At 55.7% G+C, this 21,149-nt stretch carries 22 protein-coding genes; 13 read left to right on the top strand and 9 right to left on the bottom strand.

The window, feature by feature from the left end:
* Positions 1-15 precede the first annotated feature (15 nt).
* From mtnC to ADG881_RS02305, 5 genes are all read right to left on the bottom strand, one after another.
* Complete coding sequence (gene mtnC / locus ADG881_RS02325) at positions 16-696, bottom strand: acireductone synthase (protein ID WP_007149273.1); 681 nt, start codon at positions 694-696, stop codon at positions 16-18.
* A 68-nt stretch (positions 697-764) separates the two neighbouring features.
* Complete coding sequence (locus ADG881_RS02320; protein WP_007150833.1) at positions 765-1,310, bottom strand: acireductone dioxygenase; 546 nt, start codon at positions 1,308-1,310, stop codon at positions 765-767.
* 61 nt (positions 1,311-1,371) lie between these two features.
* The gene (locus ADG881_RS02315; RefSeq protein WP_007151367.1) at positions 1,372-2,007 is read right to left on the bottom strand and encodes a methylthioribulose 1-phosphate dehydratase; all 636 of its coding nucleotides are present in this window, start codon (positions 2,005-2,007) and stop codon (positions 1,372-1,374) included.
* Entirely contained in the window at positions 2,000-3,049 is a 1,050-nt protein-coding gene (mtnA, locus tag ADG881_RS02310; protein ID WP_007151580.1) for an S-methyl-5-thioribose-1-phosphate isomerase, read from the bottom strand. The genes ADG881_RS02315 and mtnA overlap by 8 nt, the downstream gene beginning before the upstream one ends.
* Positions 3,039-3,491 (bottom strand): PGPGW domain-containing protein, encoded by a 453-nt coding sequence (locus tag ADG881_RS02305; RefSeq protein WP_007149310.1) that lies wholly within the window; start codon positions 3,489-3,491, stop codon positions 3,039-3,041. Before ADG881_RS02305 ends, mtnA begins: the two co-directional genes overlap by 11 nt.
* A 230-nt stretch (positions 3,492-3,721) precedes the next feature.
* On the opposite strand from ADG881_RS02305, the gene ADG881_RS02300 reads away from it, so the two are divergent.
* Entirely contained in the window at positions 3,722-4,213 is a 492-nt protein-coding gene (locus ADG881_RS02300) for a DUF2489 domain-containing protein (protein WP_039925981.1), read from the top strand.
* On the opposite strand, the gene ADG881_RS02295 is transcribed toward ADG881_RS02300, so the two are convergent.
* Positions 4,150-4,890, bottom strand: a complete 741-nt coding sequence (locus tag ADG881_RS02295; protein WP_007148920.1) for a DUF3108 domain-containing protein — start codon at positions 4,888-4,890, stop codon at positions 4,150-4,152. The two genes, ADG881_RS02300 and ADG881_RS02295, sit on opposite strands and share 64 nt — an antisense overlap.
* A 211-nt stretch (positions 4,891-5,101) precedes the next feature.
* Here ADG881_RS02295 and ADG881_RS02290 point away from each other — a divergent pair, with 211 nt between their 5' ends.
* Together ADG881_RS02290 and ADG881_RS02285 are read left to right on the top strand one after the other, a co-directional pair.
* The gene (locus ADG881_RS02290) at positions 5,102-5,779 is read left to right on the top strand and encodes a hypothetical protein (RefSeq protein ID WP_007150022.1); all 678 of its coding nucleotides are present in this window, start codon (positions 5,102-5,104) and stop codon (positions 5,777-5,779) included.
* Positions 5,772-6,164 (top strand): PilZ domain-containing protein, encoded by a 393-nt coding sequence (locus tag ADG881_RS02285; protein ID WP_232211672.1) that lies wholly within the window; start codon positions 5,772-5,774, stop codon positions 6,162-6,164. The genes ADG881_RS02290 and ADG881_RS02285 overlap by 8 nt, the downstream gene beginning before the upstream one ends.
* A 78-nt stretch (positions 6,165-6,242) precedes the next feature.
* On the opposite strand, the gene ADG881_RS17185 is transcribed toward ADG881_RS02285, so the two are convergent.
* Positions 6,243-6,869 carry a hypothetical protein gene (locus ADG881_RS17185; RefSeq protein WP_007148729.1) on the bottom strand — a complete coding sequence of 209 codons (627 nt, stop codon included), beginning with the start codon at positions 6,867-6,869 and terminating at the stop codon, positions 6,243-6,245.
* 326 nt (positions 6,870-7,195) lie between these two features.
* On the opposite strand from ADG881_RS17185, the gene ADG881_RS02275 reads away from it, so the two are divergent.
* The 3 genes from ADG881_RS02275 to thrH all read left to right on the top strand — a co-directional run bounded on the left by ADG881_RS02275 (position 7,196) and on the right by thrH (position 10,171).
* Complete coding sequence (locus ADG881_RS02275) at positions 7,196-8,116, top strand: 5'-nucleotidase (protein WP_007149521.1); 921 nt, start codon at positions 7,196-7,198, stop codon at positions 8,114-8,116.
* Positions 8,117-8,318: 202 nt separating this feature from the next.
* Entirely contained in the window at positions 8,319-9,293 is a 975-nt protein-coding gene (cysB, locus tag ADG881_RS02270; RefSeq protein ID WP_007149757.1) for an HTH-type transcriptional regulator CysB, read from the top strand.
* A 260-nt stretch (positions 9,294-9,553) separates the two neighbouring features.
* Entirely contained in the window at positions 9,554-10,171 is a 618-nt protein-coding gene (gene thrH / locus ADG881_RS02265) for a bifunctional phosphoserine phosphatase/homoserine phosphotransferase ThrH (protein WP_007151382.1), read from the top strand.
* Positions 10,172-10,315: 144 nt separating this feature from the next.
* On the opposite strand, the gene ADG881_RS17805 is transcribed toward thrH, so the two are convergent.
* Both ADG881_RS17805 and ADG881_RS17800 read right to left on the bottom strand, forming a co-directional pair.
* Positions 10,316-10,666, bottom strand: coding sequence for a chorismate-binding protein (locus tag ADG881_RS17805; protein WP_007149364.1), 351 nt, complete (start codon positions 10,664-10,666; stop codon positions 10,316-10,318).
* A 107-nt stretch (positions 10,667-10,773) separates the two neighbouring features.
* Positions 10,774-11,436 (bottom strand): chorismate-binding protein, encoded by a 663-nt coding sequence (locus tag ADG881_RS17800; protein ID WP_007151218.1) that lies wholly within the window; start codon positions 11,434-11,436, stop codon positions 10,774-10,776.
* A gap of 307 nt (positions 11,437-11,743) precedes the next feature.
* Between ADG881_RS17800 and ADG881_RS02255 the strand changes: the two genes are divergently transcribed.
* The 7 genes from ADG881_RS02255 (at position 11,744) to ADG881_RS02225 (ending at position 21,087) form a co-directional block, all read left to right on the top strand.
* Positions 11,744-12,598 (top strand): DUF6160 family protein, encoded by an 855-nt coding sequence (locus tag ADG881_RS02255; RefSeq protein ID WP_007149602.1) that lies wholly within the window; start codon positions 11,744-11,746, stop codon positions 12,596-12,598.
* Positions 12,599-12,722: 124 nt separating this feature from the next.
* Complete coding sequence (locus tag ADG881_RS02250) at positions 12,723-14,312, top strand: sulfotransferase (RefSeq protein WP_007148789.1); 1,590 nt, start codon at positions 12,723-12,725, stop codon at positions 14,310-14,312.
* A 320-nt stretch (positions 14,313-14,632) separates the two neighbouring features.
* Positions 14,633-15,442 carry a C39 family peptidase gene (locus ADG881_RS02245; protein WP_007150036.1) on the top strand — a complete coding sequence of 270 codons (810 nt, stop codon included), beginning with the start codon at positions 14,633-14,635 and terminating at the stop codon, positions 15,440-15,442.
* Positions 15,443-15,486: 44 nt separating this feature from the next.
* The gene (locus ADG881_RS02240; protein WP_007148960.1) at positions 15,487-16,497 is read left to right on the top strand and encodes a hypothetical protein; all 1,011 of its coding nucleotides are present in this window, start codon (positions 15,487-15,489) and stop codon (positions 16,495-16,497) included.
* A gap of 30 nt (positions 16,498-16,527) precedes the next feature.
* A complete protein-coding gene (locus tag ADG881_RS02235; protein WP_039925976.1) occupies positions 16,528-18,195 on the top strand; it encodes an OmpP1/FadL family transporter in 1,668 nt (555 codons plus the stop codon).
* 116 nt (positions 18,196-18,311) lie between these two features.
* Positions 18,312-19,082, top strand: a complete 771-nt coding sequence (locus ADG881_RS02230; protein ID WP_156790314.1) for a hypothetical protein — start codon at positions 18,312-18,314, stop codon at positions 19,080-19,082.
* Between the two features lie 40 nt (positions 19,083-19,122).
* A complete protein-coding gene (locus ADG881_RS02225) occupies positions 19,123-21,087 on the top strand; it encodes a hypothetical protein (RefSeq protein WP_039925975.1) in 1,965 nt (654 codons plus the stop codon).
* Positions 21,088-21,149: the final 62 nt, after the last annotated feature.

Raw genomic sequence — 21,149 nt, 5'->3', positions numbered from 1 at the left:
GCCTGTTAACACGCCCTAGTCCGGGAAGTTGATGTGGTTGAAATCACTGACCACCGGGTGGCGACTTTCCAGCCCGGACTGTTCACGGTCCAGCAGGCAGGTGTGCAACCCTGCTTCAGCTGCGGCATCCAGTTCTGCTTCGATATCCGATAAAAACAGCAGGGTGTTGGCAGGATGGCCAATGGCCTGCTGGATCTTCCGATAACTGTCTGCGGACTGTTTGGGCCCGGTGGTGGTATCGAAATAGCCGGATAACAGGCCGGTGAGATCCCCGGCATCGCTGTATCCGAAGAACAGTTTCTGGGCGGCGACAGATCCGGAGGAATACACGTACAAGGCCAGCCCGCTGTCGTGCCACTGCCGAAGGGCAGGGGCGGTGTCGGGATACATGTGGGCGGTGTAATCGCCGTTTTCGTAACCTGCTTTCCAGATCATGCCCTGCAGGGCTTTTAAGGGTGTGGCTTTGCGGTCTTCTTCTATCCAGCGGCGGAACAAGTCGCTGGCTTGCGCCGGGGTGTCCAGGGGTTCGCCGGCCTCGGCTGCGGCGGCCTGAAGCTGTTCCTGTACCGATGGATCGTCCCAGTGGGCATGGAGAAAGGCGGGGAACTGTTGGGCGGCATAGGGGAACAGCACGTCTTTCACAAACGCAATGCTGCTGGTGGTGCCTTCGATATCAGTGATGATGGCGTTGATCATGGATGTCGAGCCTGCTGTGGGAGCGTGCCTGCACGCTAAGGATTTGGCTGTATAAGCGGTGGTTTGCGTCAGCCCAGCCGGTTGAAGCGCTGTGCAATATCGCTGCCGGTAAAGTTGGCCACCCAGCCGTCCGGGTTATTGAACAGGCGAATGGCTACAAAACGGGGGGCCGGGCCCATATCGAACCAGTGCGGAGTGTTGGCGGGGACGCTGATCAGGTCACCTTTGGTGCACAGCACTTCGTAGACCTTGCCATTGATATGCAGGGTGAACAGCCCTTGGCCTTCCACGAAAAAGCGTACTTCGTCTTCGCTGTGCTGGTGTTCTTCCAGAAACTTTTGCCGGAAGGCGGCTTTGTCCGGGTGGTCCGGAACCATGCTGACCACATCCACGGTCTGGTAGCCTTCATCGGCGATCAGTCGGTCAATGTCTGCCTGATACGCTTGAATCACTTCATCCTGCTGGGGGCTTTCGGATAACGGCTGGTTGGCTTGCCATTGTTCGTAGCGGACCCCGGCGCTGGCCAGCACCCGGGCCATGGCCGCCTTGTCGGTGTGGTGTTGTTCCAGCACCTCAGGTGCCTGGTCGGAAAAGACTTTCAGTTCGCTGTGCATGGCGACACCTCTTTATCAGTTCTCTCTTTGCGCGCTCTGTCTGGTCGTCTTGCCGGGTGCGTCAGCATCCTCGCAGGCGACGGCACTCCAGCTCAATGGCCAGCAGGGTTTCCAGTGCTTCCAGTTGACGGTAGCAGGCCGGCAGGTCCTGCGCCCAGGTGTACAGGCCATGACCACGAATTAGATAGGCATGGCTGATATGACCGGCGCGCATTTCCTTGTCCACCTGGGCGGCAAGGGCGGCGATATCCTGGGTGTTCTCAAAGACGGGAATGGTAAGCCGGCTGTCATGGGTAGTAATGCCTTCCAGGGCCTTGAGCAGCTCATAGCCTTCCAGCGTAATGCTGTTGGCGGGCCAGTGCATGGTCAGCACCGTGGTGGCGTGGCTGTGTGTATGCAGTACCGCCTGAATGTTGGCATCAAAGCGGTAAAGCTGGGCATGCAACAGGGTTTCGGCCGAGGGTTTGCCGGCAGAAGCCGGCTGGCCATCCATGTCTACGGCCATGATGTCGGTTTCGCGGAGCAGGCCCTTGTCCTTGCCGGATTGAGTCACGGCGGCAAAGTCCGAATTCAGGCGCTGGGAGTAATTACTGCTGGTGGCCGGGGACCAGCCATTGGCATAAATGCGTTGCCCGGTGGCGGCCAGGGCGCGGGCGGCGTCACGGAATGCGCTGGTGGAGTAGGGGCGATCAGTCATGGCGGCGATCCTTGACCTGGCTCAGGTGGGCCTTGAGCTTTTCCGTATTCGGGTGGTGGATAACGCCCTGTTCGGTGACGATGGCGGTGATCAGCGCCGCCGGGGTGACATCGAAAGCGGGGTTGTACACCGGGCAGTTATCCGGGGCCACCGGCTTGCCTTGAATGGCACGCACTTCGCTGCCATCACGCTGTTCAATCACGATGTGACTGCCATTGGGCAGGGCAGAGTCCAGTGTGGAAACGGGGGCAGCAACAATGAAGGGAATCTGATGGTACTGCGCCAGTACGGCCAGGTTATAGGTGCCGATCTTGTTGGCGGTATCACCGTTGGCGGTGATGCGGTCGGCACCGACGATAACCGCCTGTACTTTTCCTTGCTGCATAAGCTGGCCTGCGCAGCTGTCGGCGACCAGCGTCACTGGAATGCCGTCATTGAGCAGCTCCCAGCTGGTCAGGCGGCTGCCTTGCAACCAGGGACGGGTTTCACCGGCATAGACACCAGAGAGTTGCTTGCGGGCCCAGGCGCTGCGAATGATGCCCAAGGCAGTGCCATGCCCGCCGGTGGCCAGGGCGCCGGTATTGCAGTGGGTGTAAACCGTGGCGCCATCAGGGAGCAGGTCGGCTCCAAAATCGCCCATGGCCTGATTGGCGGCCAGGTCTTCGCGGTGAATGCTCTCTGCGTCATCCGTTAACGCCTGGCACAAGGCGTTGCCCTGGAGGTCGCCGGCCACACGTTGCAATCGTTCCAGTGCCCAGAACAGGTTTACCGCTGTCGGGCGGCTGGCTGCCAGGCAGGCAATGGCACTCTGTAGCGAGGCGAGGGTAGCGCTCTCGCCGAGCCGCTGGGCTTCCAGCGCCAGCCCGTAGGCGGCGGTGATGCCGATGGCCGGAGCGCCTCGCACGACCATATCGCGAATGGCGTCCGCCGCTTGCTGGCTGTCGAGAATATCCAGCCACAGGGTTTCCGTTGGCAGGAGGCGTTGATCCAGTAACTGCAGGCGATCGCCGTGCCAGCGAATGGCGGCGCTATTAATGGCCATGGGAGGGCTCCTTGAATGCGTCCGGGTGTTCCAGCGGGCGGCGATGGTACCTGGCCCTGATCCAGTTTGCGGCCCGGAAGACCCCGGGGCGGCGCATGATAGCGCGTTCCAAACGGTATTTCCCCGGAAAAGTGCTGGTCATGATGGCGATCAAAATGGTTAGCAGGCCCTGCCCGGGAAGGATCAGCATGAGGATGCCGGCGACCAGTAATAAAATCGCCAACAGGTTGCGCAACAGCCACACCAGCCAGGCAACCACTCCCCGGTTTTGGTGCGGCGAATAGGCCTGGGTAAAATAGTTTTCCGGTATTCGCACGAGGAACCAGGGCAAGGCCACCAGTGAGGCCAAGGCCATGATCACCCCGGTGATAGTCAGGGCCGGCAGCCAGGGTTCCAGTTGTTGGGCCAGTGGCTCGAGCCACCCGGGCAGGTCAGCGTTCAATCGGCCTCCGGAGAATAGTGTGAACGTACGCTTAGTGGAACGTACAATGGCGTGATGACCGGCAATTTTCAATCATGATGACGCTGCGCAGATGCGTTGTTCATGAAGTATATTTTGTCATTTCCATACTGTGCATCAGAAAGGCGACCGCCGGCCTGATGGCAACGTAAATTATTGATGGAGGCGCGCGGTCCCGAGCGGCCCGATAGTGTCTTCCAGGAGAACCCGATATGGCCATGGCCGGGCAGGTAGTACTGGCAATCGTGATCGGACTGTTGATTGGCTCCGTGCTTGGTTTGCTGATCTGGAAAGGCTGGATGGTTCGTCATCGCAAAGCCCTCATGCTGGCGGAACAGGATCGCAATGCAGCGCAATATACGCAGATACTCGATAGCCTTGAGGTGCTCTGTCGCGCGATTGATCAGAAGCAGGTCGAGCTGAGTGAGGCGGCAATTCGCATCAGTGCCTTGCTGGACAGCCTGCCGGCGGATATTTCCCCGAAAGTGGATGTGGCGGCAGTCCATCAATTTGCAGAGACCTGCCAGCAGTTTGACCGGGGAGAGGTCCGTCAGGGGCTGACCGCCCGCGCCCGTTATAATCAGGACAATTACCGTTGGCAGCTGGAAGAGGAGCAGGCTGCGGTTGTTGGCGAGGCCGTTCAGCGGCTGGTAACGGTGTTGCCGTCCTGGCGTTCGGTGTTGTTGTCAGGCTCATCCAGGTAGCGGAAATCGGTCAGTTCGATGCGGCCGCGGATGAACGGGTTCTCCCGGTGGTCCATCCGTACCATGAAATAATCCAGTTCCCGGGCGGCCCAGAATTCGGAATGGCGGCCCCGTTCTGCGTAATCTCGCTCCAGACCTGCTGCCTGCCAGGTGCCCGCCGGCGTTTCCAGTGAATCCGTACCCAGTGATGCGTAGTGGTAGTCGGTCATCCCATCAGGCTCGGCGACGGCGTAACTGAAGGCGGCATCGCCGTTGGCCATGTGGCAGCGTGCCACCATGGCGACGCTGAGCGCATCCAGGGTGTCCGTTGCCAGTGCGTAGGTGGCTTTACTGCCCAGAGCTTGGCCTGTTTCCCAGTCGAAGCGGATTTCACCGCCTCGCTGCATACCGAAGCCGGCACTGGCATGTTCATAGTGGTAGGGGGTGGCTTCGCAGTTATGCCAGTCGAAATGGGCGCTTTCTTCGTGACTGAACAGGCGGTTGCGGGCGGTAAATTGCAGGCGGTAACCGGGCTCGGCTTTTTCCAGACGAATAGTGGCGCTGAGGCCCACAGGAATGCCATTGACGACAACCCGGTAAGTACCTTCAGCGGGCCGGAGTTCGGCGGGGAAGGGCTGCTGCGCTGCCACTGGCTGGCACGCCATAAAAGCCAGGCCGTACAGCAGCCGTGCCGGCACGAATATTCCAGTATGATTCGCCACTTTCCCTGTGTTCCTGCTCTGTTGGGGGCGGTGAAACTGCCATGTGCTTTCCGGTGTCTTCCCGGCAAGCCAGGGTGGGCCAGAAGACATAACTGTGCCCGTCATTGCTGACAGTTGTGTTTCAGGATGGCCAGGTACAAGGCCTGTTCAGCTGCCCCGATGTTTTTGTTAATACGGTCTCTCAAGTATGGATGAAAATACCCTGCACGTCGCCTTTCCCGCCCCGGCTCCTCTGCGCGATGCCATTGATGCATATCTGCTGGAATGTGAGAGGGAGCCGGAAGCCTCCCATGTGGTGGAGCTGGAGGTGTTGGTCACTGCGTTTGTTGATGTTGTGTTAACCGTTTACTTCAAGGGACCCATCGAATCTGCGAATGCTCAGGGGGCGGCTGCGCGTCTGATTCTGGGGGCAATGAGGGTCATTAATCGGGCTGCTGACAGCCTGGTCGGGCGCCTGATTCGCAATACCACGGTGGCGGAGCAGCAAGCGCTGGCCGGTTATTTTCAGAGGCTGAGAAAAACCCTCAACGGCAGGGTTTACGCGGCATATCCACTGGAACCGGCGGTGGCGGAAAAGGCGTCTATGGTGTTTCTTGAGTATCGGCATGGTGAGGGGCAGATAGAGGCACTCTTGAGTGTGATGCAAAGCATTAATGACGGTGCCGTGGTGCATTTTATGGATAACTCTGTTTCCTGTTTACGGCTGGGTCGGGTAAATCGTGCCCTTGTGTCTGCCGCTCGTGTTACAATATGTAAAGCTGCAGCCTCGGCGACACACAAGGGGCTGACCGCTATGGATACCGACGCCAGGAAGGCGGTGGTCAATTACTTCGACAACATGCTTATACGGTTCGATGATGGATAGCAGGGAAACGCGTGGCGCAAACCGCCGCAAGCTGGCACGAATCAACACGCAAATGCGTATCGACATTTATCGCCATCGGCTGTTCGGAGGGTGGCGTTTCATGACCCGGGCCAAGGCGTTGGACTATAATCGCTACGGTATCGGCCTCACTTCCCCAATCAAGTTCAGCAATGGCACGATTTTGCAGCTTGATCTTTATTCTCCAGGCATGATCCTGCGGCGTGTTTCCGCTGAAGTGGTGAGTTGCCAGCGAGCGGGGCAGGCCTACCGTATCGGGTTGCGCACCTATTCGAACCTGCGTGAACTGGTCGGTGATACGGATCAGCATCAGATCCGCTATCTGGCGGGTATGGAACCATTGCTCGGAACGGCTGGCTCCCGGTAGCAATGGAGTAGATGCGCCTTTTCCAGCGATTAGCCATAAAAAAACCGCCATGTAGGCGGTTTTTTTATGCTGCCAGAATCAAGACGCTCCAGGCGCCTTTTTGGCAGGTGCCTTCCTGGCTGCTGCCTTTTTAGCGGGTGCCTTCTTTACCGCTGCTTTTTTTGCGGTGGCTTTCTTTTTGGCCGGGGCTTTCTTGGCAGCCGCCTTTTTAGCGGGCGCTTTCTTGGCTGCGGCCTTTTTCTTGGCGGGCGCTTTTTTGCTCGCTGCTTTCTTGGGCGCTACCTTACGCTCGATTTCCTTGGCGCGCTTTTCCAGGTCTTTTTCGTATTGGCCAATGACGCGGGCCAGGCTGTGGGCCTGTTTGGCGGTGGCTTTGAGAACCTTGACCTCGGTTTCCAGAATACGCTTGCGAGCTTCTGAATCATCCACTTGCTTGCGGGTGTCGTCTGCCGTTTTGCGGGCGCGGTCGAGCTGACGCTTGACGGTGGTAGTGGCCTTTTCACGGTATTCGGCCTGGAGCTTTTCCAGCTTGGCGAAATATTCGCGCTGGCGCTTCAGTTGCTGATTGAGGCTGTCACGCACCTTATCCAGTTGCTTTTCCAACTGTGCGATCTGCTTCTCGCGTTCCTTGTCGAAGCGCTCAGCCAGCTTGCGAATCTGAGCCTGAAGTTCCTCGACAGTATCTTTCACCTTGCTAGCAGCCATGGATGACTCCCTTTCCCCTACGGATTATTTCGTTAATGGCCAACGGGCTCGGGATGAGCGCTGGCCCAGATCAACGCACTTGCCGTTGCAACTTTATGCCACATATGAACGTTGAACAACCATTGATCAATTATGAGATGCCGGACGTGTCTGAAAGGGAGGGGAGGGACGGGGGTAATCCCCACGGTTCGCTACCACCTTATTAACTTGCGCGTGATTTTCCGTCAGGCATTGAGCGGTAATTATCCCGCGTATCAGCATGCCGTTGCGGTTTTAACAGCGGGGCTGGATACTGAGCATCATCAACCATGATCGAGACGGGAATTATGCCGGTAACGTTCGATGGCAAGTTAGTCATCGCGATCAGCTCACGGGCCTTGTTCAATCTTTCTGACAGCCACCGGGTTTATCTGGAGGAGGGCCTGGAAGCCTTTCAGGATTATCAGGTGCAGCACGAAGATGATTTGCTGGAACCGGGCGATGCCTTTCCCTTGGTGCAAAAGCTCCTGGCCATTAATGATCTGGAAAAGGGCAAGGGGCGGGTCGAAGTCATACTTTTGTCGCGCAACAGCTCCGATACCGGGCTGCGGGTGTTCAATTCCATTGCCCACTATGGACTACCCATTACCCGTGCGGCGTTTGCCAGTGGCGAGAGCCCGCACCGCTATGTCTCGGCCTTCGGAGCCCATCTGTTTTTGTCCACGGACCCTGGTGATGTGCAGCAGGTGCTGGAAGCAGGCTATGCGGCGGCGACGATCCTGTCCGGGGGGCAGTGTCAGCGCCCGGATGGCATTTTGCGCATCGCTTTCGATGGTGATGCGGTGTTGTTTTCCGATGAGTCGGAACAGATTTTTCAGAACGCTGGCCTTGAAGCCTTCACAGAGAATGAGCGCCAATCCGCCAGAAAACCAATGGATGGCGGACCCTTCAAGCCGTTTCTGGCAGCGCTGCATCAGTTACAGAACAGCTTCCCCGTGGAAGAGTGCCCAATCCGTACTGCCCTGGTGACAGCCCGGGGTGCCCCTGCCCATGAGCGAGTGGTTCGCACCTTGCGGGACTGGGATATTCGCCTGGATGAAAGCCTGTTCCTGGGCGGGCTATCCAAAGGAGAGTTCTTGCGTGCCTTCGGGGCGGATGTGTTTTTTGATGACCAACAGGGCCACTGTGAGTCTGCGGCCGAGCATGTGGCAGCGGGCCATGTTCCTCACGGCATTTCCAATAAGAAGAAAGACGCACCGCCGGTTTGAGCAAAGTTGCAGCCTCGGCACCTGAAGGCTAACAATGGCTTGTGGTCGAAAGGATCCGTTCAATGTGTGGCGCCTGCTTTCAGCCATTGGTGTCATCCTTTCATCGACTTGACGGCACAGCAGCAAACGCGGTTATCTATGCGTTGAATGAATAATCGATTATATTCTTATAACCGATTACGGCTTCAATGCGGAGGCAGGGATGAAACTGCAGCAATTACGCTACATCTGGGAAGTGGCCCGCCACGACCTGAATGTGTCAGCCACCGCAGCGGCGCTTTACACCTCGCAGCCCGGTATCAGCAAACAAATTCGCATGCTCGAAGACGAGCTGGGCGTGGAGGTCTTTGCCCGTAGCGGCAAGCACCTTACCCATATTACCCCTGCCGGGCAGGCGATCCTGCAGATTGCCGGTGAAATCCTGCAGCAAACGGAATCCATTCGTCGGGTCTCCCAGGAGTTTCGTGACGAATCCCGTGGTGAACTCAGCATTGCCACTACCCACACCCAGGCGCGTTATGCCTTGCCGCCGGTTATCCACCAGTTCACCGGGCTTTTTCCGGATGTGTCGCTGCATATGCATCAGGGCACACCCATGCAGATTTCTGAAATGGCGGCCAACGGCAGCGTGGATTTTGCCATCGCCACAGAAGCCCTGGATCTGTTCTCCGACCTGATCATGATGCCCTGTTATCGTTGGAACCGGACTGTGGTGGTACCGGAAGGGCATCCGCTCGCCGACGTGCACCCGCTGACACTGGAAGCACTGGCTGAATACCCGCTTGTGACCTACGTATTCGGCTTCACCGGGCGCAGCAAACTGGATGATGCCTTTGTGGACAAAGGTCTGGACCCGAAGGTGGTGTTTACTGCGGCAGATGCAGACGTGATCAAAACCTATGTCCGCTTGGGCATGGGCGTTGGAATCATCGCCCACATGGCGGTAGATGCAGTGGAAGACAAAGGCCTGGTGGCACTGGATGCCAGCCACCTGTTCGAATCCAGCACCACACGCATCGGTTTCCGCAAGGGCACCTTCCTCCGGGGCTTCATGTACGATTTTCTGGAGGCATTCGCCCCTCATCTGAGCCGAGAGTTGGTAGAAGCTGCCATCAAGGCCCCCAACCGGGAGGAAAGAGAGGCCTTGTTCGAGGGCATAGAGCTACCTATCCGCTAATATTTCGACGCTCTAACTCCCCTGTGGGAAGCGATGCTTGCATCGCGAAGGGTCCTCTCACCCCCCCCCATCTTTATTCGTGTGCAAGCCTCTCTTCTCACTGAAAATCAGGGGTGTGGGGCGTTTTAGACGCGCCCTTATAGGCATCGCCTCCCATAACCCCTCCCGCCCACAATGCGTATGCCCCCAGCTCCCCCGTTGCAAAGCCTCCGGGGCGCCGCTACATTGTGCGCGCCTTATCAACCCAAAGGGGAAACACCGTGGAATTGTTGTGCCTGGACCTGGAAGGGGTGCTGATCCCTGAAATCTGGATCAACTTCGCTGAAAAAACCGGCATCGATGAGCTGCGTGCCACCACCCGGGATATTCCGGACTACGACGAACTCATGCGTATGCGCCTGAAGATTCTGGATGAGCATGGCTACGGCCTGCCCGACATCCAAGCAGTGATCGATACCCTGGACCCGATGGAGGGCGCCAGGGAGTTCGTCGAATGGGCCCGCGAAAACTTCCAGCTGATCATCCTTTCGGACACTTTCTATGAGTTCGCCAAGCCGTTGATGAAGAAGCTGGGCTGGCCGACCCTGTTTTGCCACCGTCTGGAGGTGGATGAGAAAGGCCGGATTACGGATTATAAGCTGCGCCAGAAAGACCCGAAGCGGGCGTCGGTCATTGCGTTCCACAGCCTGAACTACCGGGTCATTTCCGCCGGTGATTCCTATAACGATACCACCATGCTGGGTGAAGCCGAGCAGGGCATCCTGTTCCACGCCCCGGATAATGTGATCGCCGAATTTCCGCAGTTCCCTGCGGTACACAGCTACGATGACCTCAAGAAAGAGATCATCAAAGCCAGCGAGCGCGATATTCCGCTGTAGGGCACGCTGCACGCCACACACTTCATGCAACAACGCGAAGCGAGTGTGTTAGGCCTGAAAATGAAAAGCCGCGCCCAGACTTGGGCGCGGCTTTTCCGTTGGTGAGGCGGGACTGTTACGGCGTGTTGACTGCTTGTTGTAGCGCTACAGAAATCTGTCCTCCAGGGCGCCCATCAGCCTGGCAACCTTGAAGCGGCTCTCTTCATACTCCGCCTCGGGTATCGAGTCGAACACAATGCCTCCTCCGCCGTGACAATAGAGCCTGTCGCCTTCGGTTTGTAGCGTGCGAATCAGGATATTGCTGTCCAGATTGCCCTGATCATCCATCCAGAAAAAGCTGCCACAATAAGCTCCGCGGGCTACCGGTTCCAGCTCGGCAATAATCTCCATGGCCCGTTTCTTGGGCGCCCCGGTGATCGAGCCGCCTGGAAAAGCACTGAACAGTGCCTGCAAAGGGGTGACATCGGTTTTCAGTGTGCCGGTGATCGTGCTCACCAGGTGTGCACATTACTGAACCGGCGCAGTTCGAAAAGTGGGGATGCCTGGATGCTGCCGGGATTCACAGCTAATGCCCAGATCATTGCGGAGCAAGTCCACAATCATCAGGTTCTCGGCTGATCTTTGGGGTTGGCGTGTAGCTCGGCCGCGAACCGGTCATCTTCATCGGGCGAGTGTCCGCGGGGGCGTGAGCCTTTGATGGGTTCAGTCACCACCTTCCTGCCCTTGATAGAGAGAAAGCGTTCCGGTGAAACACCAAACACGCTGTGTCCGTTGCCCGTGTCGAAATAGCAGCTGTGTGGGGCAGGGTGGGCCTGTTGTAATGCCAGCCAGGCGTTAAGGGGCGAACCACTGAAAGCAGCAGAAAAACGTTGCGCCAGGTTTACCTGGTAACAATCACCGGCCTGAAGGTACGACTGAATCCGGGCAAAATTGCTCAGGTATGCCTGCCTGTCTTGCTCAGGCTGAAAGGGCGCGGTGAGGGAAAAATCGTCGGTATCAGTGAGTGTGCCGTCAGGTTGTGTCGCGGGCGCTTCTTTATACAGGTATGCCCAAGCGGTGAAAGGAGCGGCAGGCAGCCCTTGTAATACGGAACCGACTTCATAGGGCAACACGCCTGCGGCGAAGCGATATTCTCCCGCCAGCGCTTGCTCCACGCGGACCCGCAAACGATGAAGCTCTGCCAGTGACTGGGCTGTCAGTATCGCATCAGGCTCGCCAAGCCAGCGTAAGCCGCCTTCAGATTGAAAAACGCAACGGTATGTCATGGGCTGCCAGAATTAAGTGAGGCGGCTAGTCTAACCCTGTAACGCAACGATGCCCAATCCTGTTACTGAGGGTAACAGTCGTAACAAAAGGGGTTGACCATTTCCGTCAGGCCAACTTGTTACGCCTGTTCTAAAATAGAATAAAGTATAATAATTACAGTGACTTGGGCTTGGCTTTAGCGCCGTCAACGTTTTGTAACGGGCATATTTGTTTTTGTAACTGTTGTGTTAACGTAACTGTGTGCTCTGCGAAGACTGGGGCGCACATAAGCATTACAAAAAACGTTGTGCACACGAGGAGAACAATATGAATTTCAAGAAACTTGCTCTGGCTGCCGCTGTAGCCGTCGCGCCGATGAGCGCCCTGGCTCTCGAGCCGATGCAGGATGACGCGCTGTCCAGCGTGACGGGTCAGGATGGTATTTCCATTGGTTTGAACCTGAATGCCACTCTGAACGTGGGTATTGAAGATACCGATGGCTTTGCTGGCAATACCGGTGAGGGCATGATCCTGATTGAGAACATGGGCCTAAGCACCGGTAACGGCGACCTGAATCTTGTTATCGACTCTGCCAGCAGCGGCTCAGGTGGTGGTGTTCTGCAAGTAAGCATTCAAGCGGATGAATTAACTGTTGACACTGGTGATCTGTATGTCGGTCAAGGTACAGATGGTACCGATGTTGTTCCTGGCGATGGTAGTGCAGTTGCAGCAGGTATTGCGAAGGTGGGAACTGAGCTGACCGCGGTGCAGGCTTCTGCCTTTTCTGATCCTATTCTCGAAAGTGTTAGCATTACGCTGAATGATCTTGAGCTCTCTTTGCAGCTGGGCTCAGAGGCGAGCAACCTGTTTGCCATTTCAACTACCTCTGTGCTGAGCATTGAAATCGGTACCTTGGCCGATGGTTCTGATAACCTGACGCTGAACGATGCGGCCGGTGGTGGTGCGCTTTCCGTGGATCAACTGGCTCTCAATAACCTGGATGTTGATGGCATTACCGGCCAGGTCACAACCAGCGGCCTGGTTATTAACACCAATGGCGCGTTGACTGGCGTCGAAGTTGCCGCCATGGGTGTTCAGTTGGGTACAGCTGACTCGATTGGTAACGTGTATGTTACCGGCTTGGATTTGAGCAATACGGCTATCACCATTGCCGGTCACTAAGTCGTCCATTTTGTGACGCTTAAGGCTCAAATGTGGTACTGGAGGCGCCCGGCTTTTGCTGGGCGTTTCTGTTTTTATGGCACAGAAAAATCGTGTTGTGTTTTGAAAAATCGTTGATCTATTTATGAATCAATCAGTTAGTGCAAAGCAGTTACGTCCATTGGTTCAAGGGCTGTGTAAAAAAGGAAAGTATCAGGACGCCAGTCGCATAGTCATGGGTTTTATGGAAAAGGGTTATGTGGACTACGATGCGGCAGATTTATGTGCACGCTTGGCCCGAGAAGGAAACAATATTCCGCTGGCGAAAACACTGGCAGAGCTTGCGGTCAAGATGGCGCCAAAGAATTGGCGAAGCTGGCAGCTCAGTTATCAGGCCCACCATGCGGATGCACACTGGGCACAAGCGCTGAAATCACTCAACAAAATCGCTAAGTTAAGTCCTTCAATTAACGCTGAGCACTACTTGGCGAAAGCGGAAGCGCTGGAGCGGCTATTTCGTCCGGATGAAGCCTTGGCATGTTTGGCAGAGCTTGACGCGCTTGCGGAAAAGAGCGCTGAAACCAGAATGTGGTTACTCAAGGTGAATATTCTCTCTCAGCAGAAACGCTATGAAAACGTTATCGCTGTGTTGCCTCCTTGGCTGGAAACAGCCTCGCAAGATCGTTATGTCGCGAGTATATGGAAGGTTCTTGCAAGAGCGCTGGATAAGAAAGGGCGGTATGAGGAAGCTTTTTCTGCGCTAACGAAAGGCAATGGGCTGCAGACACGGCTGGAAGGCATTGAGACAAGCACAAATGCAGTTCGTCGCCGTATTGAAGTTTTCAAATCGCTTTTTACCCCGGGATGGTTAAGCACCTGGCAACCTGTTGCGCCGGCTTCACGGACGCCGGTGTTTCTTTTGGGCTTCCCCCGTTCCGGTACGACCTTGCTTGAGCAAATGCTCGATGCCCATGAGTCGATCCAAGCCATGGAAGAGCCGCCAACCGTTTCTACCGTAATGCGTCAGGCGATTACCTGGATGCAGGCCAAAGCCTCCATGTCGAGTCAGGCTCCTCGTGGTGCAGGATGGAAGCAACAATGGATGGATGTTTTTAACTTTATGGGGGAGTTAGGTGACGAGCAGATTGCCATGCTACGAGAAACATACTTTCGTGTGGCCAGGCAGGAAGTGAATTTTCAGGAAAATACGGTACTGGTAGATAAGATGCCGCTTAATACGGTAGACATCGGCATTATTTTACGCTTGTTTCCGGATGCCAAGTTTGTTGTGGCACTGCGGCACCCCTGTGATTGTGTCCTTAGTGGCTTTATGCAGACGTTCGAAATGAATGAAGGAATGGCTAATTTCCTCGATCTGGAGAGTGGCGCGAGCTTCTATAAGCATGTCATGAAACTGCTCTGGCAGTATCAGGAGGTCTTCCAGTTGGATGACCGAATGCATTACGTTCGTTATGAGGACTTACTTGACGACTTCGAGGGCGAGACTAGCAAGATCTTGCATTTCATGGGTTTGGAATGGAGCGAGTCTATTAGTCGCTATGACGAGCATGCAAAGGCCCGTGGCACCCTGGCCACACCCAGTTACCAGGGTGTGACCCAAAAAATCTACAGCACCTCCCGTGAACGCTGGCGCCATTACGGCAAATGGATGGAGCCGGTGTTGCCGCACTTCCGCGAAGCGGCCGAGCGGTATGGCTATGACTTGTCCGTATAACAGCTGTGCGGGCCAGGCCCTTCGGACTCTCCGGGATCTTGATTGGCGGTAGGGCGGAAATGGGTATTAGTCCATTGCCGTTCCTCTCCCGTCCCCGTTTCACGCAAGCGCTAGTGTTGTTGGATGTCGGTGACTGATACATATAATAACGAAAGGTGTATGCCGGCGCGGGGCTACCATACATAAACAGGCCGGGGTGACAGTTAAGCCCAGTCGTTTGCCCCTTGGGCGAATCAACATGGTTGCCTGTGCCGGGTGACGTGGTTAACATGTCAGCCACTATAAGAAACAAACAATAACAATAACGCTGGATTGCATAGATGCTGACTTCCATGCTGGGTGTGGCGCTTATTTACTTCGCCGCCAATGAGGCTGTAGTGATCAAGCCCCCGCAGAAGGGCGAAATCTACTATGAACACCCGACTCAACCGGTGTCCTTACGCGAGCGTAATCTCGTGGTGAAACCGGTATCCGAGTTCCGCTACCACAACGTGACGCGACAGGCGTATGACTACTCCTGTGGCTCGGCAGCGTTGACCACCGTGCTCAACCAGTACCTGGGACGACAGTTCCAGGAGCGCCAGATTATGGAAGGCCTGCTGCGCTTTGGTGAAACCGACAAGATCGTGGAGCGCCGCGGTTTCTCTCTGCTCGACATGAAGCGTCTGGCCACGGCACTGGGCCACCCCAGTGGTGGTTTTCGGGCGGAAATGTCCGACATTCAGTCTCTTGATCACCCGGCTATTGTTCCGATTGCCTACGGTGGCTTCAAACACTTCGTCGTGCTCAAAAAGTACCAGGATGGTCATATTTATGTGGCGGATCCGGCGTTGGGAAATATCAGTTTTACTGAAGCGAAATTCCAGGAAGTCTGGGACCAGAACGTCCTGTTTATCGTGTTCCCGAACGGTTTTGAGCCTCAGGATGGGCTTGAACTCACCGATTATGATCTACGCTTACTTGATGAGCGGACGATTAATCGTCTGGCGTTTGATGTATTTCCGGTGTTTACCGCACCGATTGAAAACTGGGCTGATAAAGCCAGCACGCTAACCCGGGTTCAGATCACAGAGGATGACGGGGATAAACGGGTCATCAACGTGCCGACACGAACCTACTTCCGCCAATAACAGCCTGCAGTGGCGTATAACAAACATAATAAAGGAAGGCTTGCATGAAAATGATGTCTGGGAAGGTGGCAGCAATGGCCGCACTCTTGTTGGCGCACCATGTTGCCTGGGCTGCCGAGGTTGACGAAGCCCGAGAAGCCCTGCAGACCACTGACGAGGACGTGACCCAGGAAAAAAACCTGGAAGAGGTCTTCCAGGCGGCGGAGAAGCAATACTCACTGCTTCCCAGTGGCGAAATGTCGCTGAATTTTTCGGCCAATTACAACTACTACCGTGATGACCGCATCGATATTGCCATTGACGAAAATACCGGCAACATCAGCCGTTTTCGTATTGAGCAGGATGCGCAGCATGCATTCTCTTCAGCGCTGTCGCTGGATTACGGTATCTGGAATAACCTGACGTTCAACACGCGCCTGCCCGTATCCTACAAATATGACACGCAGAAAGATGTCTCCCAGGCTGCACTGGGGGATGTGTCTTTCAGCCTGCGCTATCAGCCCTTCCCGGTAAAACCGGGGGCCATGAATACGACTCTGTATACGACGTTGAGCACGCCTACTGGCGATAGCCCCTATGACATTAATGTGAATGAAGAGGTGTCCAGCGGCTCTGGTTATTACTCCGTTGGGGCAGGGGTCAGTGCCAGTAAGGTGATCGATCCGGTCGTGTTGTTTGGTTCGCTGGGTTACACCTATGCATTCGATGCATCTGGCCTTAATCAAAACCGGGGCGGCGAGATTCTCAATGAAGTACAACCTGGCGACAGCGTTAACTTTTCCATGGGGCTGGCGTATTCGTTGTCCTATGAGGTGTCTCTGAGTGCGAGCTATCAGCAGTCGTATAATTTCGAAACCAATTTTCTTTTCGAGGATTATACGGCGGCATCGGAAGACTCCACCTCCAGTGTCATCAATACCTCGTTGGGGCTTCGGACTTCCAGTAATCGCATCGTCAACCTGAGTTTCGGGTTTGGTTTGACGGAAGACTCCCCTGATGTGCTGCTTGGACTTTCTTTGCCGATTGATTTTTCAGGCCTGAAACCCGGGGCATAAGCCGTGATAAGCAGTTGGAAGGGGCTAGCCATGAACAACAAGAATAAAGGGCTCGGCGTGCGTATTCTCGTCCTGGTGGCAGGGCTTTTGGCCGTTTCTGCCCATGCGCAGTTAGCCAACAACCTTGCTATTGATGTGAAGGCAATGAGTATGGGCCATGCTGTCACTGCGGATCCGCCTGGGGTCATGTCCATCCACTTTAACCCGGCGGGCCTGGCTCGGCTGGACGGTCGGCGTGTGGATCTGCAATTTGTCGGCGCCGATTTCTCTCTGGAATCTGAATTCTCTGCGCCACCAGATTACAATGTCTTTGGTTTTTCCGATGATCCCGTGGTCTGTGATGATGTGCCGGACGATGGTGTGGACTTCTGCCGCAATTTTAAGACTGCAACCAGCTCGGTGGAGGGGATCTCTCTGTATATTCCTTTCATCAACGATACCGTGGATTTGCCGCCTGGGCCTTTGATTGCTGGGCCTTTGCCCGCATTTTCCATTCGTCCTGCGGGGTCTAAGTTTACCTTCGGTACGGCTACATATTTGCCCATGGCGGCAGGTTTTTACCGTGATGAAGATGATGTGGGTAACTACATGGGTGAGCGGGTTGCCCTGGAGCGTATTACTTACCTGTCTCCCTCGGTGGCTTACCAGGTGAATGACGAGCTTTCCATTGGTGCATCCATTGGCATGAGTTACCAGGCTATTGCCCTGGAGCAGGATTTTCGTGCGCCCAATGAATTATTGGGTTTTGCCCGGGTGATCGACGAGAGTATTTGTGCGCCCTTTGCTGGTGAGTCCAATATTGCACTGGATCTGATTTTATTCGGGATCTGTAATCCGGATGAAGGACTGGGGCCTTTCAAGAATCTGGCTTCGCTGGAAGTCTCCATGGATCAGCGATTCAGCCCGTCCTATAACCTCGGCGTGTTGTGGGAGCCGAACGATCGGTTTGCCTGGGGGGCGGTGTGGCGCTCTGAAGCGAAGACGCACATGAAAGGGGATTACAAGATCTCCTATTCCAATGCGACCCAGGAAACCGTTAACGGTATCGGCAGCTCTGCTACGGGGGCATTGGCGTTGGCGGTATTGGGGATTCCCTCACGGATTGGTAGTGAAGAAGTTGGGGCGGTGAGTATGGATCTAACCATGCCGGCCACCTTCCAGACCGGCATCAAGATCAAGCCCACCGAGCGCTTGCAGTTCAATGTGGATGCGGTTTGGGCAGACTACAAGGAATGGGATGCGTTCAATATCGTCTTCGACCGTAGTTCGGCGGTGCTGAGCCTGGCGCGTCTGTTTTCGCCCGGGTCCACGTCTACACAATTGAGTTATCCGCTGAATTTCCAGTCCACCTGGAACCTTGCCTTTGGTGCCGCCTATGACCTGACCGGCCGTATCCAGCTGCGCGCAGGGTATGAGCCCCGTGCTTCGGCGATTCCTGAAGATCGCCGTAGCCCCATGGTGCCGATCAACGAGGCGCGCTATTACAGCCTGGGGATGGGCTACAAATGGGACAAGGATACCGACATTGATTTGGGTATCGGCATGCTGCACAGCAAGGATGAAATTCCTGCGGATACCAGCTGTGCGGCTAACTGTACCGGCATCGACAATGTGGTCTACAACCCCTATGCCGGGCTGGATATCAAAACCGAAGCCAGGATCATGATGGTCGGCCTGGCATTCAGAACCAAGTTTTGATGCGCCTGTCGATCTTGCTGCTTGTGGCACTGGCGACCGGCTGCCAGAGCCAGGGGCAAAGCATCAGTCAAAGTCAGCCTCAGCGCGCAGCGGGAGAGGGAGGGCTGTACGTTTACATGGATGCACAGGGAAATCTGGTCACCCTTGAGCGGCCGGCCGCGTCAGGCAAGACCGGTGCAGCAAACGACTCGACTGAGGCCGCCGATTCTGCCTCCAGTCAGAAAACGCCGAACAGGGGTTCTTCTGATCGCGAGTCTGTGGAAGACTACCGCCCCAGTGTCGAGGTGGACCAGGAGCTGGAGGCCCGCGAGAACGACCGTTTCATCAGTTATGTGGATGAAACAGGCCAGTTGGTGAGTCGCCCTCTGGACATGGGGGCTGAACGAGAGGCCGCCAGTTCGGCACCCGCGCCCTATGAAACCCTGGATGCCGATGCTTACCTGGAAACCTATCGTGCGCTGCGGGCAGATTGTTGCCAGCATTTGCTTGCAGAGGCGCAAACCCTGGAATCCGGCAAGGAAGCGCTACTGGCTTTTGGGGCAGACACGCCCGTTCTGGTGGGAGAATCCGCTTATCGGGCAAGAATTTATTCATTCCCTGATGAGGTAAGCCGCGTATCGCTGATGGCGTTTATTCGCAAGGAGGGCTATCTCGCTGTTGAGTTGCTCTGGCTGGACAAGGATGGCTTGCCGGTCATGCTTGTAGACCAGCCGTTCAGCCGTAAGTACCCGGAAACCTGGTACCGCTACGGCTACTTGCAGGGAACCGTTGAAAGGGAGCCGGGTCAATACTATCTGGTTGTTTTTCTTCCTTATTTTGAAAGCCGCCCTGGCACCGACGGGTTGAAGCAGGTGACGGAAGGTGAGTTGGTTCTGACCGCCCCCTAGCGAGCGTAACGAATCTCACGCGAATGCACAGGAAACCTATATGCGATTTCTTTTTGTCCTGACCACGCTCTCTCTTGCGCTAGCCGGGTGTAATGGCGGCGAAGACTTTTCCGATGCGACCGTGCCCGGGTGTCCGGCCGGGGCAGGGTGTGATCCCTCTTCGCGCGGGGATGTGCTGGTTGAGTTGGCGGGCCCCCATGTCAGCAATCTGGGGTACACCTGTACCGGTACCAATGTGGTGTTCTTTACTTCGGATGCGGATCAGGAATCGGTTGATTCGAACGGTAACGTGGTCACGGTGCCCGCGTTCAATGCGCTGTGCCCGAATAACTCGCAAGGTGTTGAGTTCCTGATTGGTAACGCTCTATTTGAAGGGAATTATCTGTCTTTGGGGAGTATCGAATTCCCCAGCCAGGAGGCCTATACCCGTTATGCCGTCACGGTGGCTGACCTGAAGAATTCACCGTTCCGGGAGGCGACCTCTGAGGCTCAGAGTCGCAATGTGGCTGCCTTGATTCAGGGTCTGGATGTGGATTCGGCGACACCGGACTTCGTGGAAATCCCGGTGGCCGTTCATGAGGTTTATGACAATGATCCGGAGACCTATGAACAGGCGATTGATACTGCTGTGTACGCCGATTTTCGCAATGATTGGGACGCTTTCTTTGTCGCGGTTAATGCGCAATTGACATCCGGCTCGTTGGCCGGAATTGACCCTGACCCTAATGTGCCCCTGGCCAAGGTAGAGCGAGCTAATGGGTATACGTCTGCAGGCAATTACAGTTTCCGCTCCTGTATTTTTATTACCTGCCAGGATGAAAATCCGTCTTCTGCCGCTGCCAATGACACCGTTACCATCAACTTGCCTGGTCGCTTGACCGATGACACTGCGCTTGGCCAGCCCCCGCTGATTCTGCCCAACGGCAAGGTAATGGGCCTCGGGTTCGCTGCCCGGGCTGCATCGCAGGATGATTTCAAGCAGGAGCTGGTGGCGTTTACAGCGTCAGCGGCTGTCAATGAAAAGCTGCAGTTTGAAAATGCTGGCGTGATATCCATTGAGCCTGACGGCGATACGGATCTTGCAGTACAGGGACGTTTCCTTAACAAGATTGTTTACAATAATTTCTTGCCGGAAAATGGGGTTGGCAAGACGGATATCGAGCTGAATTATCCGAACCTGGGGTCTTCTCTGGCCAGTGGTGACAAGGGACAATTGACCGGGACCCTGGTGGGCGATGCGGTTGAACTGCCGCTGTCCGGTGAGCTGGAAGCAGCGCCCCAGGCGGAGCCAGAGCAAACGATCATTGATGATCTGGCATTGGCTGGGCCGTTTACTGTGCGGTTGATGCGCGCCTGTCTGTCACAGGATGATGCCGCAGACTGTACCGCCATCCCCAACCCGGATATTGAAACGGCTGATGATGGCAGTGGTAACTACCCTCCGGAAATCAATAGTAAAAGCGTCACAGAAGAGCAGCCCCGTGCGGATTATTATGGCAGCGCCGTTTTCTGCCTTGATGTGATCAGCGATATCTCCAGCCCGGATTACGGTGTGATCATGGCTGGCCCGGCGGATGGCTCTTGCCCGGACAGCGCAGCCAATAGCTGGGCGGTGGGTTTTGTTACCCGCACCCTGACTGATTCCAACTCTGCCAATATCTCGCTGTTGTTGGCGCCAGACGCTGCTCAACCGGATGTCACCGCCAACTTTGGTGTCACCATTGAGGGGCGGGTTGATCTGGATGATGCCTGTACGCCGATGTACCGTACTGGTGATAACAATTTCGATGAAGGCCTTCGTGCGCTCTGGGTGGATGGCTATTATCCGTACATTCAACAGAAAGAGTGGGTTGCCGCGTTGCCGGCGCCTGCTGACCCCGATGAAACCAATAACCTGAGCGATCTCACTGAGGACGAGCAGGAGATGCTGGTGGCTATTTCTCAGGGCGCCGTCCAGTTTTTCGCTGGTGACCCCGGCAGTGGCTGCGATCCTCTGGCGCCTTGATGGTTTAAGTCAGTCATTGTCAACAATCGCCCTTGAAGTCCATGCTCTGAGGGCGTAAAGTC

It is taken from the genome of Alcanivorax sp. DG881 (assembly GCF_000155615.1).
GTDB lineage: Bacteria > Pseudomonadota > Gammaproteobacteria > Pseudomonadales > Alcanivoracaceae > Alcanivorax.
Note: the sequence above shows the minus strand (reverse complement) of the source record. Positions and strands in the feature narration are given on the sequence as shown.